Origin of the sequence: Providencia sp. wls1943, from assembly GCF_009706275.1 — a bacterium.
In the GTDB taxonomy this organism is placed as follows: Bacteria; Pseudomonadota; Gammaproteobacteria; order Enterobacterales; family Enterobacteriaceae; genus Providencia; species Providencia zhijiangensis.
Window position 1 is genome coordinate 24,731 of the sequence record NZ_WLTU01000025.1, and the last position, 17,744, is coordinate 42,474.

14 protein-coding genes are annotated in these 17,744 nt (G+C 40.3%); 10 read left to right on the forward strand and 4 right to left on the reverse strand.

Features of this window, described 5'->3' with window-relative positions; genetic code table 11:
• Nucleotides 1–104: 104 nt before the first annotated feature.
• The 3 genes from serC to seqA form a co-directional block, all read right to left on the reverse strand.
• Complete coding sequence (gene serC, locus GKR48_RS14140; protein WP_154628542.1) at nucleotides 105–1,193, reverse strand: 3-phosphoserine/phosphohydroxythreonine transaminase; 1,089 nt, start codon at nucleotides 1,191–1,193, stop codon at nucleotides 105–107.
• Between the two features lie 292 nt (nucleotides 1,194–1,485).
• Nucleotides 1,486–3,120, reverse strand: coding sequence for a phosphoglucomutase (alpha-D-glucose-1,6-bisphosphate-dependent) (pgm, locus tag GKR48_RS14145; RefSeq protein ID WP_336431173.1), 1,635 nt, complete (start codon nucleotides 3,118–3,120; stop codon nucleotides 1,486–1,488).
• 112 nt (nucleotides 3,121–3,232) lie between these two features.
• Nucleotides 3,233–3,781 carry a replication initiation negative regulator SeqA gene (seqA, locus tag GKR48_RS14150; RefSeq protein ID WP_154628543.1) on the reverse strand — a complete coding sequence of 183 codons (549 nt, stop codon included), beginning with the start codon at nucleotides 3,779–3,781 and terminating at the stop codon, nucleotides 3,233–3,235.
• A 222-nt stretch (nucleotides 3,782–4,003) separates the two neighbouring features.
• Between seqA and ybfF the strand changes: the two genes are divergently transcribed.
• The 8 genes from ybfF to GKR48_RS14190 all read left to right on the forward strand — a co-directional run bounded on the left by ybfF (nucleotide 4,004) and on the right by GKR48_RS14190 (nucleotide 13,310).
• Nucleotides 4,004–4,780, forward strand: coding sequence for an esterase (ybfF, locus tag GKR48_RS14155; protein ID WP_154628544.1), 777 nt, complete (start codon nucleotides 4,004–4,006; stop codon nucleotides 4,778–4,780).
• 221 nt (nucleotides 4,781–5,001) lie between these two features.
• Nucleotides 5,002–7,089, forward strand: coding sequence for a peptidase domain-containing ABC transporter (locus GKR48_RS14160; protein ID WP_154628545.1), 2,088 nt, complete (start codon nucleotides 5,002–5,004; stop codon nucleotides 7,087–7,089).
• 17 nt (nucleotides 7,090–7,106) lie between these two features.
• Complete coding sequence (locus tag GKR48_RS14165; RefSeq protein WP_154628546.1) at nucleotides 7,107–8,435, forward strand: HlyD family type I secretion periplasmic adaptor subunit; 1,329 nt, start codon at nucleotides 7,107–7,109, stop codon at nucleotides 8,433–8,435.
• A 3-nt stretch (nucleotides 8,436–8,438) separates the two neighbouring features.
• Nucleotides 8,439–10,529: a type I secretion system permease/ATPase gene (locus tag GKR48_RS14170; RefSeq protein WP_154628547.1), complete on the forward strand. Its 2,091-nt coding sequence runs from the start codon at nucleotides 8,439–8,441 to the stop codon at nucleotides 10,527–10,529.
• A gap of 173 nt (nucleotides 10,530–10,702) precedes the next feature.
• Nucleotides 10,703–10,996, forward strand: a complete 294-nt coding sequence (gene ybfE, locus GKR48_RS14175; protein WP_036951793.1) for a LexA regulated protein — start codon at nucleotides 10,703–10,705, stop codon at nucleotides 10,994–10,996.
• 155 nt (nucleotides 10,997–11,151) lie between these two features.
• The gene (gene fldA / locus GKR48_RS14180; protein WP_036951795.1) at nucleotides 11,152–11,679 is read left to right on the forward strand and encodes a flavodoxin FldA; all 528 of its coding nucleotides are present in this window, start codon (nucleotides 11,152–11,154) and stop codon (nucleotides 11,677–11,679) included.
• A 229-nt stretch (nucleotides 11,680–11,908) separates the two neighbouring features.
• Nucleotides 11,909–12,355: a ferric iron uptake transcriptional regulator gene (gene fur, locus GKR48_RS14185; protein ID WP_154604258.1), complete on the forward strand. Its 447-nt coding sequence runs from the start codon at nucleotides 11,909–11,911 to the stop codon at nucleotides 12,353–12,355.
• A gap of 433 nt (nucleotides 12,356–12,788) precedes the next feature.
• The gene (locus tag GKR48_RS14190; RefSeq protein ID WP_230088690.1) at nucleotides 12,789–13,310 is read left to right on the forward strand and encodes a bactofilin family protein; all 522 of its coding nucleotides are present in this window, start codon (nucleotides 12,789–12,791) and stop codon (nucleotides 13,308–13,310) included.
• 176 nt (nucleotides 13,311–13,486) lie between these two features.
• Here the strand turns inward: GKR48_RS14190 and ansB are convergent, their stop codons facing one another.
• A complete protein-coding gene (ansB, locus tag GKR48_RS14195) occupies nucleotides 13,487–14,530 on the reverse strand; it encodes an L-asparaginase 2 (RefSeq protein WP_154628549.1) in 1,044 nt (347 codons plus the stop codon).
• Between the two features lie 215 nt (nucleotides 14,531–14,745).
• Between ansB and ycaO the strand changes: the two genes are divergently transcribed.
• Nucleotides 14,746–16,500: a 30S ribosomal protein S12 methylthiotransferase accessory factor YcaO gene (gene ycaO / locus GKR48_RS14200; protein ID WP_154628550.1), complete on the forward strand. Its 1,755-nt coding sequence runs from the start codon at nucleotides 14,746–14,748 to the stop codon at nucleotides 16,498–16,500.
• 332 nt (nucleotides 16,501–16,832) lie between these two features.
• Nucleotides 16,833–17,690 (forward strand): formate transporter FocA, encoded by an 858-nt coding sequence (focA, locus tag GKR48_RS14205; RefSeq protein ID WP_154628551.1) that lies wholly within the window; start codon nucleotides 16,833–16,835, stop codon nucleotides 17,688–17,690.
• Nucleotides 17,691–17,744: the final 54 nt, after the last annotated feature.

Sequence of the window (17,744 nt, forward strand, 5' to 3'; positions counted from 1 at the left end):
AGTGATTTCTCCGATGTGATTTGCTACTTTTTTATCGTTATTTAAATGAATGAGCCGACTCGCTCTTCCTGAGCAAATCGGCCTAACAACTAGTACATCATAAATTAGGCATGATGACGTTCAAAATCAGCCATAAAGTCGACTAACGCCTGAACGCCCGCCAGCGGCATCGCATTGTAAATAGATGCGCGCATTCCACCTGAAACCTTATGGCCTTTTAGTGATAATAATCCTTGATTTTTAGCATCTTCGATAAATGTTGCATCCAATGCAGGGTTTTGCATTTGGAATGGTACGTTCATCCAAGAGCGATTTTCCACCGCGACGCGGTTAATATAAAATTCACTGTCATCGATTGCGCTATACAGCAATTGTGATTTTTCATAGTTACGTTTTGCGATTTCCTGCAATCCACCTTGCTCTTTTAACCATTTGAAAACCATACCCGCTAAATACCAAGCAAAAGTTGGCGGAGTATTGAACATGGACTCATATTGCGCAAGTACAGTGTAATCAAAAACAGATGGCGTTAGAGGTGAAGCTTTGCCGAGCAGATCTTCACGAATGATAACCAGCGTTAAGCCTGCTGGACCAATATTTTTCTGTGCGCCAGCATAAATCACGCCATAGCGGCTTACATCGATAGGTTTAGACAAAATCGCAGATGAATAATCAGCAACAATAATTTTGTCTGCTGGGAAATCAGGCTCTTCATGGATAGCTAAGCCACCAATGGTTTCATTCGGGCAATAATGAACATAGGCAGCATCTTTACTTAATGGCCATTCACTCATTGGTTTGATGCTAACAACGCCGTTATTTTCTTGAACGACATCAATCACGTTTGGGGTGCAATATTTTTGAGCTTCTTTAGCAGCTGATTCAGACCAATAGCCACTGACAATGTAGTCTGCGGTCGTTTTATCACCTAACAGGTTCATTGGCAGTGTGGCAAAATGAGCACGAGCACCACCATGACAGAATAAAACTTTATAGTTATCAGGGATATTTAATAAGTCGCGTAAATCTTGTTCTGCTTCTTTCGCAACGTCAATAAAATCTTTCCCGCGATGGCTCACTTCCATCACAGAAACCCCTAAACCTTTCCAGTTACAAAATTCTTGCTCTGCACGGCGCATGACTTCAACGGGTAACATTGCCGGCCCTGCGCTGAAATTATAAACCTGACTCATTGACCTTACCTACCTTCAATATTGTTAGTTAACATCACTCAGATACCTAAAGTTGTATCATTCCGAGCCACTAGCTGCAACGGTTATTACGTATCGATAGCAAAAACAAAAGGTCAAATTCGAAGGGTAAAAAAAGAAAACAATTTTGTTAATAGCGTCACAGAATCAGCTACCACAATTTTATGAAGTAATGTGTACTAAAAAGGAGATAAAATCTCGAATCTGCTTTATTTTGCAGTCGGGGATTTAATGATGAAAAGCGGGCAATAACCACCCGCTTTAAAGACAAAAACTAACTAATCACTTTACTGACGATTTCAATCGCTTCTTTCTCAATCAAGTGAAGATGTTCTTCACCACGGAAACTTTCACAGTAAATTTTGTACGCTTCTTCAGTGCCTGATGGGCGAGCAGCAAACCAACCATAGTCAGTCATGATTTTTAACCCCCCAATTGATGCGCCATTGCCCGGAGCCGCCGTTAAACGCTGAGTAATTTTATCACCCGCTAATGTATCTGCTGATACCATTTCTGGCGACAACTTGCTTAACTTAGCTTTCTGCTCGAGGGTTGCTTTCGCTTGGATACGACTGTAGATTGGTGCGCCAAATTTTTCAGCGAGTTTATTATAACGCTGCTGAGGGTTTTCCCCTGTTACTGCTGTAATTTCTGCAGCAAGCAGACATAAAATAATGCCGTCTTTATCTGTCGACCATGGCGTGCCATCAAATTTCAAAAATGAAGCGCCAGCACTCTCTTCGCCACCAAAACCAAGGCTGCCATTAAATAAGCCATCCACAAACCATTTAAAGCCAACGGGCACTTCAATGAGTTCACGGCCAATATCATTAACAACACGGTCAATCATGGCGCTGGAAACTAACGTTTTACCTACAGCAACTTCTTTGCCCCACTGAGGGCGATGTTGAAATAGATAGTCAATCGCAACAGCAAGGTAGTGGTTAGGGTTCATTAACCCACTTGGGGTAACAATGCCGTGGCGGTCATAATCCGGATCGTTCGCAAATGCTAAATCAAACTTTTCTTTCATTCCCAGCAAGCCAGCCATCGCCCAACGGGATGAACAGTCCATGCGGATCACACCATCGTGGTCTAATGGCATAAAACGGAATGTTTGGTCAAGCTGGTCATTAACAATTTCAATATCTAATTGATAATACTCTGCAATTTTTTTCCAGTATTCAATACCGGAACCACCCAGAGGGTCGACGCCGATTTTTAATCCTGATTTTTGGATAGCTTGCATATCCACAACTTCGCCGAGTGCGCGAACGTATGGCATCACCAGATCTTGCTCTGTCACAAAACCACTCGCCATTGCATCGGCAAAATCTAAGCACTTCACACCATCAAGATCTGCTGCAAGTAATTGATTAGCATTCTGTTCAATAACCGATGTCAAATCTGTATCCGCAGGACCACCGTTAGCAGGATTATATTTAATTCCACCATCTTCCGGTGGATTATGGGATGGAGTGATTACGATGCCGTCAGCAACATCTTGATGCGCTTTGTTGTAACTTAAAATTGCGTGGGAGACAGCCGGAGTTGGAGTGAAACCGTTATCTTCTTGAACAATAACATGAACTTGGTTAGCTGCTAATACTTCGATCACCGATATAAAAGCGGCTTCTGACAGCGCATGGGTATCTTTACCCACATAACAAGGTCCTGTTACCCCTTGCTGCTTACGCAGATCAGCTATCGCTTGAGCGATTGCCAGAATGTGGTTTTCATTAAAGTTTTTACGCAGCGAACTACCACGATGCCCAGAAGTCCCAAACTTGACGGCCTGAGAAGACACATCGGGATCTGGCTGTTGGGTATAATATTGAGCCGTTAACTGAGCAACGTTAATCAAATCACTTTGAAATGGAAGCTGCCCTGCTCGTTCATGAATTGCCACTTGTTATCTCCCAAAGCACTGATGCTTAGCGTGAAACACCAGTGACTTCACAATGTTTAGATGACTATCAAAGTTAGATAGCATTACTAAGATTAGATAGTATTTACCAAAGCTAAATCGTATTGCCGACTTTTTCGATGACATTCGCTGGGAAGTTCATCTCTTGCATAATCGCATCAATCATACTGCGCTTGCGATTAGTATTGGTGTTCGTGATCACCCAATACGGCGTGCCCGGTATATGGCGAGGTTTTGATTGCTTGCCCGCAGCCAGTAGTGTTTGCTCATCACCAGCAAAATAAACACGGGTACGGCCATGCATGGACTCTGTTGCGCTCTCAAAACTTTTCGCATCTAAGCTATATAGCGTTGAAAGAATTAGCATAAAGCGATCAATCGCCTTATTTTTTTCTGCATAAGCATCAGATAATAATAATTCTCTGATCACTCTCACAGGGTTTTGAGCAACCAATTTGGTATTCATCACCGGCACATCTTGTGACGCTAACGGTGCTACACTCACTTCTTTTGCGGGTACTGGCTGCTGCGCGGATTTGAAATTTAGCATGCGGCGTAAAATATCCGATGCACTTTCACCGATATGCTGTGTGTGACTTGCAATATAGCGGTAAAGCTCTTCATCAACTTCTATCGTTTTCATTTTTTCCCAGTACTTTCTTAAACTAAAATTCGCGCCAGATTATAAGCCAGAATTAAAAAAAACAAAACAATTAAAATTTCAATAACTTAAAACAAACAACGAGTTAAGTTTCATGGAATTTCAGTAGGTTACCTTGTTCTGATTATACAGATTTGGTTTTTTGGTATCACCATGCCATGATAAGCCTTCAATCTGACAAACAACATCAATCGTAGTCCAAATATGACCGAATTACTCAATTATACAATCCATAAACCTGAAAATCCGATCACCGTCACCCCCGTCGTTTTGATCCATGGACTGTTTGGTGACCTGAATAATTTAGGCGTTTTAGGTCGTGATTTACAAAATTATTTCGATACTATTCAAGTCGATGTGCGCAATCATGGTGACTCATTTCGTTCTGACGAAATGGAATACCAACAAATGGCCGAAGATGTGATTGCGCTCGTAAAATCCCTTGGTTACCACAAGGCTATTCTTATTGGGCACTCCATGGGGGGCAAAATTGCCATGGCTGCCAGTGAGATAGCACCTGATTTCATCGAAAAAATTGTGGCCATCGATATCGCACCTGTCGCTTACAACGTTCGCCGCCATGACGAAATTATTGCAGCGCTAGAAGCAACAACTCAAGCGCACGCTAAAACCCGCCAAGAGGCTAGTGGCATCATGCGCGAATTCATTCCCGAAGAAGGTGTCATTCAATTCTTACTAAAATCCTTTAAACAAGGTGAGTGGAAATTCAATCTTTCGGCAATCAAAGCTAACTATGAAAAGATCATCGGATGGAAAACGGTGCCTGCATGGAATAAACCAGTATTACTGATCCCCGGCGGAAATTCGCCCTATGTGCAAGCCGAATACCGCGACGACATTGCTGCACAGTTTCCTCAAGCCAAAGCTTGGGTGGTTGCCGATGCCGGACATTGGGTTCATGCCGAAAAACCAGAGCATGTATTACGAGCGATTCACCGCTTTTTAGCTATTCCTGACTGATCTAACCGCATTGACTCCCGCAATCCTGATATTGAATATTCAACTCTTCAATATCAGGATTAAACATATCCATTAAATATATTTACATCCAAATAATAAGACGAACTTCAATACACTTGTAATTATGATGACTGTATTATCTACCTCGATTAAATAACTATATTTTTCAAATCGATATATACACAGAAATTATTAAATATACAGGATGATGAATATACACAATGGAAAGTGTCAAAACACAATCAACATTATATTTTATTGGCGTTATTGTAAAACTTTCTGGCGAAATTGATTACGATGATTTCAAACAGAAAACAGAGAATATAAATCAATTTCAAGATTATATTAAAACAATAAAAGATAATTATCAGATTAAATGCAAGAATAAGCATCATCGCGATAAAGGCATCGCAAAACTACCATCACCCGCCATTCTTTATGATAATGATGGTCACGCTTTTCTGCTGGCTAATCATAATCAAGAACAAGTGCTCATTCAGCGTTTTGGTCATCCTACACCTGAAATATGGAGCCATGAAGAGCTACAAAAAAATTGGAATGGGGATTGGCTTCACGTCAAAGTGAAACAAGGGAAATTCGATATTTCATGGTTCCAAGCGGAATTTATGAAGTACCGTAAAATCATCGCTTGGGTATTGGTTTTCTCTTTTATTTTACAAATATTAGCGCTAGCCTCCCCCATTGTGATGCAAGTTATTATGGATAAAGTGCTTATTCATAATAGTTTATCCACCTTGGATGTTTTAATTTTCGGTTTAATCGTCGCTGCGATTATTGAGGTTATATTAAAAGGGCTACGGGAATATATTTATAATCATACCGTTAATCGTATCGATATGACGTTAGGATTAAAGTTAGTTAATCACTTATTGCACCTACCTATTTCATTTTTTAAAAATCGACAAATTGGTGCCATTGTTACTCGAGTTAAAGAATTGGAAACTATCCGAGAATTCTTGACCAGTAGCTTTTTCACGTTATGTGTCGATGTTCTGTTTTTGTTCGTCTTCATCTATGTAATGAACTTGCTTTCCAGCACCCTCACCTTACTTTTCCTCTGTTCTATTCCTTGTTATTTATTAGTCGCTTGGTGGCTCACACCGAAAATTGAAGCAGCCGCTCAACAACAGTTTGCCAATATTGCGGTGAATACCTCATTCTTAACAGAAAGCGTTAATGGGATTGAAACAGCCAAGAGCTTATCCATTGAACCGAGCTTTACCCGTCGTTGGGATAAACAAACGGCAGATATGAGCCAAACCAATTTTGTATCTGGGCAAATCAGTTCACGCTCTGAACATATTGTGATGGTCATTGAAAAGATGACGAGCGCCATCATTCTATGGGTTGGCGCATCTGAAGTTCTGGCTCTGCAATTGACTATTGGGCAATTTATTGCCTTTCATATGATGGTCAATCATGCAAACCAGCCTCTCGTAAAACTGGTCAAATTATGGGGAGATTATATTCGAACCAAAGTGGCAGTAGAAAAGCTGTCACAAATCATTAATCTTCCGCAAGAACAGAGCAAGAAAGGAAACGAATCTCGGCTGAGTGGTAATATTCAATTACATAACATTAGCTTCCGTTATCAACCCAATATGCCGACCGTCCTCAATAACTTTAACCTTTCAATAAAAGCCGGAGAAACTATTGGTATTGTAGGCACATCGGGCTCAGGAAAAAGCACTCTAGCTCGGCTAATTTTGCGTTTATACACCCCAGAACAAGGAGGAATCTATCTTGATGGAATACCGATTACAACGCTTAGCCTTTCTGCTCTAAGGCAGCAGATTGGCATTGTTTTGCAAGAGAATTTCTTATTTCACCAATCTGTTTTCGACAATATTGCTCAAACTCGCCCTAATGCCTCGATGGATGAGGTTGTCAATGCCGCAAAAATGGCAGGTGCCCACGATTTCATCCTTAAATTGCCGATGGGCTATGACACGATTTTAGCCGAAGGCGGCTCCTCTCTTTCTGGAGGACAGCGCCAACGCATCGCCATTGCCAGAACACTTCTATCGGATCCGAAGATCATTATTTTCGATGAGGCCACCAGCGCCTTAGATGATGAATCCCAAGCTATCATTCAAGAAAATATGCAAGAAATAGCCAAAGGTCGCACCGTAATTACGATTGCCCACCGTCTTTCGACAATCCGTAACCACCAGAAAATTATCGTAATGCAACAAGGGCAAATTGTTGAGCAAGGTAGCCATCAACAATTAATCGAGAACAATCAATTTTATACACATTTATGGACGCTTCAGCAGTCTCTTAAATAATGACACGGATGTTACCCATGAAAAAAAAATCAGCGCTCTCTCGCTATAACAGCTTTTTACCTGCCCATTTGGCTATTTTAAAAACGCCGCCTTCTTATTTGGCATTTACCATGGCCATCAGTATTAGTCTGGGTATTTTTATCGCTATCGCTTGGTCTTATTTTGGCAAGCTAGATGTTCAAGCGACTACTCAAGGAAAACTTATTGTTTCGGGGCGCACCCAAACCATTCAAGCTTTTGAGTTAAGCCGCTTACAACAAATTCACGTTGAAGATGGGCAACAGGTCAAGCAAGGCGATCCATTACTGAGTGTTAAAGTATTAGGCGTAGACCAAGATATCCTTAGCCAACACTACCAAAAAAACTTTCACGCCAGTGAAGAAATGATCCACCATGCCCTACTCAACCAGCAATCCATTGAAATTTCTGCTTATTACAGCCAACTATCAGCTACCGAGCAAGCTCAAGCACAACTCAGCTATCAAACCATTAAAAAAGAGTATGAAACCTTACTCAACGAAATAACCAATGAAATTCAGCTTAATCGCGTTAACTTTCAAGCGAGAGAACGAGAATTAAAAGACATCAATGTCTTAATGAATAACATTAAAAAACGACTCGATGCACATACCGCGCTGAGTCAAAAACAGTTAATCAGTCAAAAAGAGTTTTTAGAACAAGAACGTGAATTGCTACTCGCAAGAAAAGAAAAAACCACCAAACAATCCGAACTCTCTATATTAAATAGCCAGCATCACGCTTTGCTCGAAAAGCAAGATAGGATTAATGCGCAAAAACACCAAGAATGGCATGAGAAATATCAGCAAGCTAAATTCAAATTTGTTTCTCTTGAACAGGAATTAATTAAAAACCAAGAAAGAAATCAGCTTGAAATTATTCGTGCGCCAGTGGATGGAACCGTACAACAAATTGCGGTTTATACCCTTGGGGCTGTATTACAACCAGCACAACAATTGATGGTTATTGTACCCAATAATCACGTGCAATTAGCTGAAGTCAAAATACTCAATAAAGATATCGGTTTTATCCAAGAAGGTTTAAAAGCGGATGTCAAAATTGATGCCTTCCCTTATACCCGCTACGGGACTATCGAAGGTGAGGTATTGTCCATTTCCCGTGATAGCACACAAGATGACAATCTAGGCCTCGTCTATTTAGCGCAAATTGGTTTAAGCAGCAAACAGCTATTAGTGGAAGGCGAACAAATTGAATTGACGCCAGGTTTGTCCATTGTTGCTGAAATAAAAACAGATAAACGGCGATTAATTGATTACCTATTAAGCCCAATTAACGAATATACCGCCACAGCTATGAGAGAGAAGTAATCGATGGAACAGCAAAGTAATAATGGCTTGGAAGCCTTAGTATGGATTGCTAATCACTTTCAAAAAAATGTCACTCAAGGGCAATTAATGCATGCCATTGGTATGCAGAATGATTCCCCCACAGATTTTGAAATCAGACAATGTGCACAGATTATTGGTTATGAAACAGAGCTCATCTCTCTCACTCGACAACAGATGCAGGATATCCCATTACCTGCTTTGGTGTTAATTAATCAATGCTGGCATATTATCACCCAAAATTCACCGCTCACCGTGCTCTCACCAAAAGAGGACGGTGAGGAACCATGGAATGAATCCTCCGATTACAATTACTCCGTCATTTTAATTAAAGAGCAATTGGAGAAAGAACAAAAAAGAGCATTTGGCATCAGTTGGTTTATTCCATCCATTATTCGTCAACGTTTTAAACTCAAAAATGTCTTTATTCTTGCAGCAATTGTGCAACTTTTTGCACTGGTAAGCCCTCTACTATTTCAAAACTTAATTGATAAAGTACTTGTCGGGCGCAGCCTGCCTAATTTACATGTTCTTGCCTTAGGAATATTAGCTATTGCTATTGCAGAGCCTGTTTACAGTTTTATTCGTAATAAAGTTTTTAGCCATACCAGCACACAAATTAGCGCTGAACTTTCGGGAAAAATTTATCGTCATTTAATGGCACTGCCGCTTAATTACTTTAAATTAAGACCCACAGGGAAAATTATTGCCCGTGTCCGTGAATTAGCTCATATCCGCCAGTTTTTGACTGGCTCAACACTGATGCTGTTTATTGACTTTATCTTTGTGCTCCTTTTTATCGCTGTCTTATTTTCGTATAGCAGCCTAATGACATGGACGCTGGTAGGCTCTATGGGCGTCTTTTTTGTTTTGTGGATGATATTAGGTCCAATCATTCGTCAGCAGACGGAAAAATCCTACCAAGCCGATGAAAACGGGCTTACATTTTTAACTGAATCAATAACTGGTATCGAAACCGTAAAAACCACCGCCACTGAAAGATACTTTTTCCAACGTTGGCAAAAATTACTCAGTCAGCAATTGAGTCAAGGTTTCAAAGTTTCCATGCGCAGTGTGGTGGCAACACAGTTAATGACGTTAGTCAGTAAAGTGACTACCGCTATTCTACTCTGGCTTGGCGTTAATGAGGTTTTGGCAGGAAATATCACGCCAGGAGAACTTGTCGCTTTCAATATGTTAAGCGCCCACGTTACTCAGCCCGTTCTGCGATTTGCTCAAATCTGGCAGGATTTCCAACATACGATTATTTCTCTGCGCCGTGTCGGTGACATCCTTGATAAACCTATTGAAAATGAACGCCAAGGCATTGCCAGTTCAAGCACCATTCAAGGGGAAATTGAGTTTCAAAATATTCGTTTTCGTTATCAACCTGAAACCCCTGAGGTGCTAAGTAACCTGACTTTATCCATCAAAGCCGGAGAATTTATTGGTATCACTGGGCCATCAGGATCAGGAAAAAGCACTCTCACCAAATTGTTACAACGGCTATATATCCCTCAACATGGGCAAGTTATTGTAGATGGAATGGATTTAGCGGTAACAGATACCGTCGCGTTACGGCGTCGAATGAGTGTCGTTCTTCAAGAAAGCACTCTTTTTGTAGGAACAATTGCAGAAAATATCCGATTAAGTTACCCACAAGCGAGCGAACAGCAATTAATCCATGCGGCAAAACTGGCGGGAGCCTATGAGTTTATTATGTCCCTGCCTGAAAACTTTAATTATCATTTGTCTGAAAAAGGATTAAATCTCTCTGGCGGTCAACGCCAGCGTATTGCACTTGCTCGAGCCTTAATTACTGAACCTGATATTTTAATTCTCGATGAGGCCACCTCTGCGCTGGATTACGAATCGGAATCCGCCATCATGAAAAATATGCCGTTGATCACACAAGGCAGAACGGTGATTAGCATTGCCCATCGCCTCAATACCATTATGAACGCCGATAAAATTTACGTGATACGAAATGGAGAAGTCGCCGAAGCCGAAACTCATCAAAACCTTCTGAAACTGAAAGGTCTTTATGCCAATCTATGGCAACAACAGACTCATTAATCTGAATAAAAAAGCATCACCTACTCTTTGGGTGATGCTTTTTTCTTAAAAGTGCTTTTTTTTTAATCTATTAGATGAATTAGCGAGGTATGCACCTATGGTACTAGGGGTTCAGCTAGGGTATCATTACCCGCTGAATTACTGGCACACCCCTTCCGTTAGCAATAGTAGATATGGCAAAAGAACAAACTGACCGCACCACACTGGATTTGTTCGCAGAAGAACGCAGGCCTGGGCGACCAAAAACTAGCCCGTTGTCGCGGGATGAACAATTACGAATCAATAAGCGAAATCAGCTAAAACGAGACAAAGTCAAAGGGCTACGTCGAGTTGAGCTGAAACTAAATGAAGACGCTGTCGCGGTCTTAAACCAATTAGCTGAAGAGAAAAACATAAGCCGAAGTGAGCTAATTGAAGAAATTTTGATGGCTCAACTTGAGCAGGTTAGTGAGACAATTGATCGCTAGCCGTATCTGGGTAAATCACACAAATTTGACAGACTAACACTGTTTTTTTCGCCAAAATAAGGCGCAAAATTTTACCTATTTTCGTTCTATATTTTAGTTCTAGCAGAATCGGTAATTTATACTCTCTACTAGAAAAACAAGAGGTTAATCACTTTATGGCAGTTATAGGCATTTTCTTCGGAAGTGACACAGGTAACACAGAAAATATTGCCAAAATGATCCAAGAAAGATTAGGCAAAGATGTTGCAGAAGTTCATGATATTGCTAAATGCAGCAAAGAAGATATCGAAGCGTTTGATATCCTACTTCTTGGCATCCCTACGTGGTACTACGGTGAAGCTCAGTGTGATTGGGATGACTTTTTCCCAACATTAGAAGAAATTGATTTTGACGGCAAGCTTGTCGCACTGTTTGGTTGTGGAGACCAAGAAGACTACGCAGAGTATTTCTGTGATGCGATGGGAACTATCCGTGACATCATTGAGCCACGTGGTGCAGTGATCGTGGGTCATTGGCCAACTGAAGGCTACCACTTTGAAGTCTCTAAAGGTATGGCAGACGATAATCACTTTATCGGCCTTGCTATCGATGAAGATCGTCAACCAGAACTGACCGAAGAACGTGTTGACGCTTGGGTTAAACAGATCTCTGAAGAGATGTCTCTGGCTGAAATCCTTGGCTAATAATGACATAGATTGTCAATTAAAAGCGGGGGCCATTCGATATGATGGATTATTCCTTCCATCTAATGGACTCGCTTTTAAGAACGAATCAAAATAATGAGACAATGCATGGTTTCTATTTTTATTTTCCATGCCTATAATTGTAAATCAGTTTAGAAGACAACTGGATTTTTGTTAAAAACGTCTCATTATTGTTAAATTTATGATTTAAAATACAGGACAAGCCCGCATGACAGACAATAATAAAGCATTGAAAAATGCAGGACTCAAAGTCACTCTTCCAAGATTGAAGATTTTGGAAGTACTTCAGGAGCCTGAGTGCCATCACGTCAGTGCGGAAGATCTCTACAAAAAGCTGATTGATATTGGTGAAGAAATCGGGTTAGCCACTGTCTACCGCGTATTAAACCAATTTGATGATGCAGGTATTGTGACTCGTCACAATTTCGAAGGTGGAAAATCCGTATTTGAATTGACTCAGCAGCATCACCATGACCACTTAATCTGTTTAGATTGTGGCAAAGTTATCGAATTTACTGACGAATCAATCGAAGAACGTCAGCATGACATCGCCAAGCGCCACGGCATTAAACTGTCTAACCACAGTTTATATCTATATGGTCACTGTGCTGAAGGTGACTGTCGTGAAAATGAAAGCGTCCACGAAGCTAAATAATCACATTCATAAATTGTCTCATTAAAAATGAGGCGATTTAATTAATCAGTGATTTCGTATTGATGATACCCACTTAATGTTTATTAGTGGGTATTTTTATTTATATATTCTTAACATTTCCCTATTTTTGCTCTTTAGCTGAAAATTAGCGACTATTTTTTAAAAATACATAGCTTTATTTCTTCAGATAAAACTAAAATTATCCTCTATTCTTTAATTTGCCTTGCGTTATTTTAATTTATACTCATGATCAAATTTATGCGTAAGAGATTAAAGGATGAAAAAAACATATCTGTTTTTGAACATAAGTTTTTTCTTCTGGTTTCTTACTTTGATAGCGTGGTTTTTTAGATATACCTTTGTGGCATCCGTTGCCTTTATATCTTCAATCATTTGTTTGGTTCTATACTTCAATTACAAAAAGGTTAGTCACATGTTCAATAAAAAACAAAACAAACCAGAGCCCACTACCACTATCAATAAAGAAGAAATCACTCAACAAATTGCTGAGGAAAAAATGCAAACATCTACAGCAGTCGTTAGCGAAGAAAAAACCAATACCATTATCGCCAAAGATGTCGTGTTTGAGGGCAATATTACGTCCAATGAACAAGTTCATATTTATGGTACTGTGGTTGGCAATATCACCGGTAAAAACAACACCGTCAAAATCATGCAAAATGGACATGTTACCGGCAATATAACCAGTAATGAGCTATGGGTAAACGGCAAAGTGGAAGGTGAATGCATCACCGAAACTATTAGCATTGATACCAATGGTGAAATTTATGGCATCATCCGCTATTCCAGTTTATCCATTAAAAAAGGCGGGATATTTTCTGGTCATGCTGAGGTTAAATCTGCAACGAAATCGACGGGAAACGTAGCGGTATTTAAAGAAAAAACCAAACAAGAAAATTCAGAACCACACACACCTGAAGCGGGTGCTCTGTAATTAAATTTGTTAAATAAATGATATTGAATTGCTCGATAATAATTTTATTACCTTATTTATAGGTATTTATTGTCGAGTTATTTTGATTATATAAATTCGCTTATCACAAAAAGAACACATTTTATACGTAATAAAAATAGAATAAAGGCGGCATTTCTGCCGCCTATTATTAAATATTAATATTGTTCAAACATCTCTTGGATTTTTTTCGGGTCTTTCGTTTGTGTTAATGCTAATTGCAGTAATACACGAGATTTTTGTGGGTTCAATCTTTCAGATGCTACAAACCCATATTCATTATCATTCACTTCCGCATTTCGCGTTGTATAGCCTGCCGGTACGCGGCTGGAACGCACCACGACAACATCCTCTTTCGCTGCATTGGCTAATGCATCAAAAATAGTTTTATACATATTCCCGTTACCAACACCGGCACTCACAATACCTTTAACGCCTTCTTCGCGCAGTGCTTTCACTGGTGCTGAAGATGCATTCGCATAGTTATAGACAATACCCACTTCCGGTAATTTATCTAACTTACTGACATCAAAAACAGGTTTATCACCACGAGGCTCCGGTGCTTTATAGTAAGTCACTTTACCATCATGAATATAACCTTCTGCCCCCGCATTCACGGCATCAAAGGCTTGAACTTCTGTTGTGCTCATTTTCATGACATTGCGACCTTGGATCACTTTGTCATTCATCGCCATCAACACGCCACGCTCTCCAGCTGATTTGTCAGATGCTAATACAACGGCATTATATAAGTTCAATGGTCCATCAGCGCCCAAAGCTGTGGAAGGACGCATTGCCCCCACCATCACAATTGGTTTTTTGCAGGCAGTGGTTAAATCAAGGAAAAAGGCCGTTTCCTCCATGGTGTCAGTACCATGAGTGATAACAAAACCATCAGTTTTATTACAATCTTGATTAATTTTTTTGGCGAGAGTTAACCAAACTTGGTCATTCATATCTTGAGAACCGATATTCACCAGCTGCTCACCACTCAGATTAGCAATTTTTTTAGTCTCTGGTACTGCATTAAGTAAAGAGTCAATTCCTACTTTCCCTGCTTGGTAGCTTGAACCTGTTGCAGATTCTCCACCACCCGCAATGGTTCCACCCGTTGCCAACACCGTAATATTCGGCTGTGCGAATGCGGATGCAGCAAACAGTGAAACCAGTGTGGCTAACAGCGCTTTATTTCGGTTTTTCATCCTATTTTCCTTTAACTAAAATTAACGAGCATGATATTAAAAATAAACCAACGTTATTATGTGGATTTAATCTGAGAGTTTTGTGATCGACTTTGTCATTTTAGTAAATTTTAATTTTTCGCTATTTTTCTGTCTTGAATAAAAAGCGTGAGCCCTAGGCAAAAAGTCCGTATCATAGCCGCTATCTGAAACAAGCCATTTACAAGTGACTGACAATGAGCCAAACATTTATTCCCGGCAAAGATGCCGCACTCGAAGACTCCATTGATGCATTTCAAACCAAACTGAAAAATTTAGGATTCGATATCGAAGAAGCCTCTTGGCTGAATCCGGTTCCAAATGTTTGGTCCGTTCATATTCGTGACAAAGAGTGCCCGCTGTGCTTTACCAATGGTAAAGGCGCAAGTAAAAAAGCGGCTTTAGCCTCAGCTCTCGGTGAATATTTCGAGCGTTTATCCACCAACTATTTCTTCGCGGATTTCTATTTAGGTAAATCCATCGCTGAAGGGGATTTCGTTCATTACCCTAATGAGAAATGGTTCCCGTTAACTGAAGATGATAGCCTACCAGCCGGTTTGCTGGATGAGCGTTTGATTGCTTTTTATGATCCCGACAATGCACTCGCAGGCAGCCAACTGATTGACCTGCAATCAGGAAATGAAGAACGCGGTATTTGTGCCCTGCCATTTACACGTCAATCTGATAACAGCACCGTCTATATTCCAATGAATATCGTCGGTAACTTATATGTGTCTAATGGGATGTCCGCAGGAAACACGGCAAATGAAGCCCGTGTGCAAGGATTATCTGAAGTATTCGAACGCTTTGTAAAAAACAAAATTATTGCCGAAAGCATTAGTTTACCAACGATCCCTGCCAATGTGATGGCCCGCTATCCTGGTGTAGTCGCCGCGATTGAAACACTGGAAAACGAAGGCTTCCCTATCTTCTGTTACGACGCCTCTTTGGGTGGTCAATTCCCTGTTATCTGTGTTGTGCTGTTTAACCCACAGAACGGAACTTGTTTTGCTTCTTTCGGCGCGCACCCTGATTTTGGTGTTGCCTTAGAGCGTACAGTCACTGAATTACTACAAGGTCGTGGACTGAAAGATTTGGATGTGTTTAACGCCCCAACCTTTGACGATGAAGAAGTCGGTGAGCACACAAACTTAGAAACCCACTTTATCGATTCCAGCGGTTTAATTAGCTGGGATATGTTTAAAGACGATGCGGATTATCCATTTGCAGATTGGAGCTTTAAAGGCACCACGACAGAAGAATTTGCAACGTTGATGGCTATCTTCAACAAACTTGACGCAGAAGTATATATCGCAGATTACAGCCATTTAGGTGTATATGCCTGCCGTATTTTGGTGCCAGGTATGTCAGATATCTATCCAGTGGAAGATTTGCATATTGCCAATAATGCGATGGGCGCTTACCTGCGTGACACCATCATGTCCCTTCCAGATAGTCAGTGGGAAAAAGAAGATTATCTTGCTCTCATTGAACAGCTAGATGACGACGGATTAGATGACTTTACCCGTGTTCGCGAACTGTTAGGTTTAGCTGTCGGTAAAGATAATGGCTGGAGCAACCTGCGTATTGGTGAATTGAAATCAATGCTAGCCTTAGCGGGTGGCGACCTTGAACAAGCGCTGGCTTGGGTTGAATGGACACAAGACTTCAACAGTTCCGTCTTCACGCCAGAACGCGCTAACTACTACCGCTGCTTGCACACTCTGCTGCTGCTTTCCCAAGAAGAAGAGAGAGAGCCTGCTCAGTATTATCAAGCATTTGTCCGTATGTATGGGCAAGAGGCGGTAGATGCAGCGTCGGCAGCAATTGCTGGTGAGTCGAGCTTCTACGGATTATGGTCAATTGATGAAGAGCTCAAAGCTTTACCTGCTCATCAAGGGCTTTTAGCGGCTTACGAAAAGCTGCAAAAAGCTAAGCGCACTAATGCTTAATTAAGTTGATAAAGATAAAAGCCTCTGGGCTTTTATCTTTACTTAAGCAATATTTAATTTCAATCACATAATAATTATCGAAATTCATTAACAATCATCTGTAACATTTTACTTATCAAGACCGTTTTGAGTCGTTTTATAAAATTTTTTTATAAAATTTAAAAAATATTTTCTACATTCAAATCAAATAGTTATGTTGAATTTTGACGTTTTTTGCGCTGTTTTCACCCCGTTCTCTCAACACTTCATGATCCACATCAAATTTATCGTCACACCCGTTTGTTACTATAATTGCGTGCTATAATTAATCAACTTTGTAAGAGAGTGTTAGTATGAAAGCTGACAACCCTTTTAATTTATTATCCCCTGCTGTCATGGCGCAAGTTGCTGATGATGTAGGTGTTTATAAAACGAACAAACACCCAGCTATTGCCTACTTGTCAGCATTCACTGCTGGTATCTTTATCTCTATCGCTTTCGTTTTCTATATTACTGCAACAACAGGCGCAGCAAGTGCTCCTTACGGTTTTACTAAACTGATTGGCGGTATCTGCTTCTCCCTTGGGCTCATGTTAGTTGTTGTATGCGGTGCTGATTTATTTACATCCACTGTTCTGACCATCGTATCTAAAGCAACAGGCAAAATTACTTGGGGAAAAATGTTCCTCAATTGGTTCAACGTTTATATTGGCAACTTAATTGGCGCACTGTTTTTTGTCGCTATTATTTGGTTTGCAGGTCAATATGCTGCGGCGAATGGACAATGGGGATTAAACGTTCTCCAAACAGCTAACTACAAATTACACCATACTTTTGTTGAAGCCGTCTTTTTAGGTATTTTAGCTAACTTAATGGTTTGTTTAGCCGTTTGGATGAGCTATGCCGGTCGTAGCCTAACAGACAAACTGGTAGTATTAGTTCTACCAATCGCAATGTTTGTCGCAAGTGGCTTTGAGCATAGTATTGCAAATATGTTTATGATCCCTCTTGCTATCATGATTAAAGAATTCGCCCCTGTTGAATTTTGGTCAAATATCAACATGGCACCAGAACAATTTTCTAACTTAACCGTTGGAAACTTTATTACCGAAAATTTAATACCAGTAACTATCGGAAATATTATTGGCGGCGCGGTGTTGGTCGGCCTGATTTACTGGTTAATGCATCTACGTAATAGCGAAAAACATTAATCGAAATTGGCTAATACAATCGTTATTACAAGTACACAAAGATTTATTAAGATC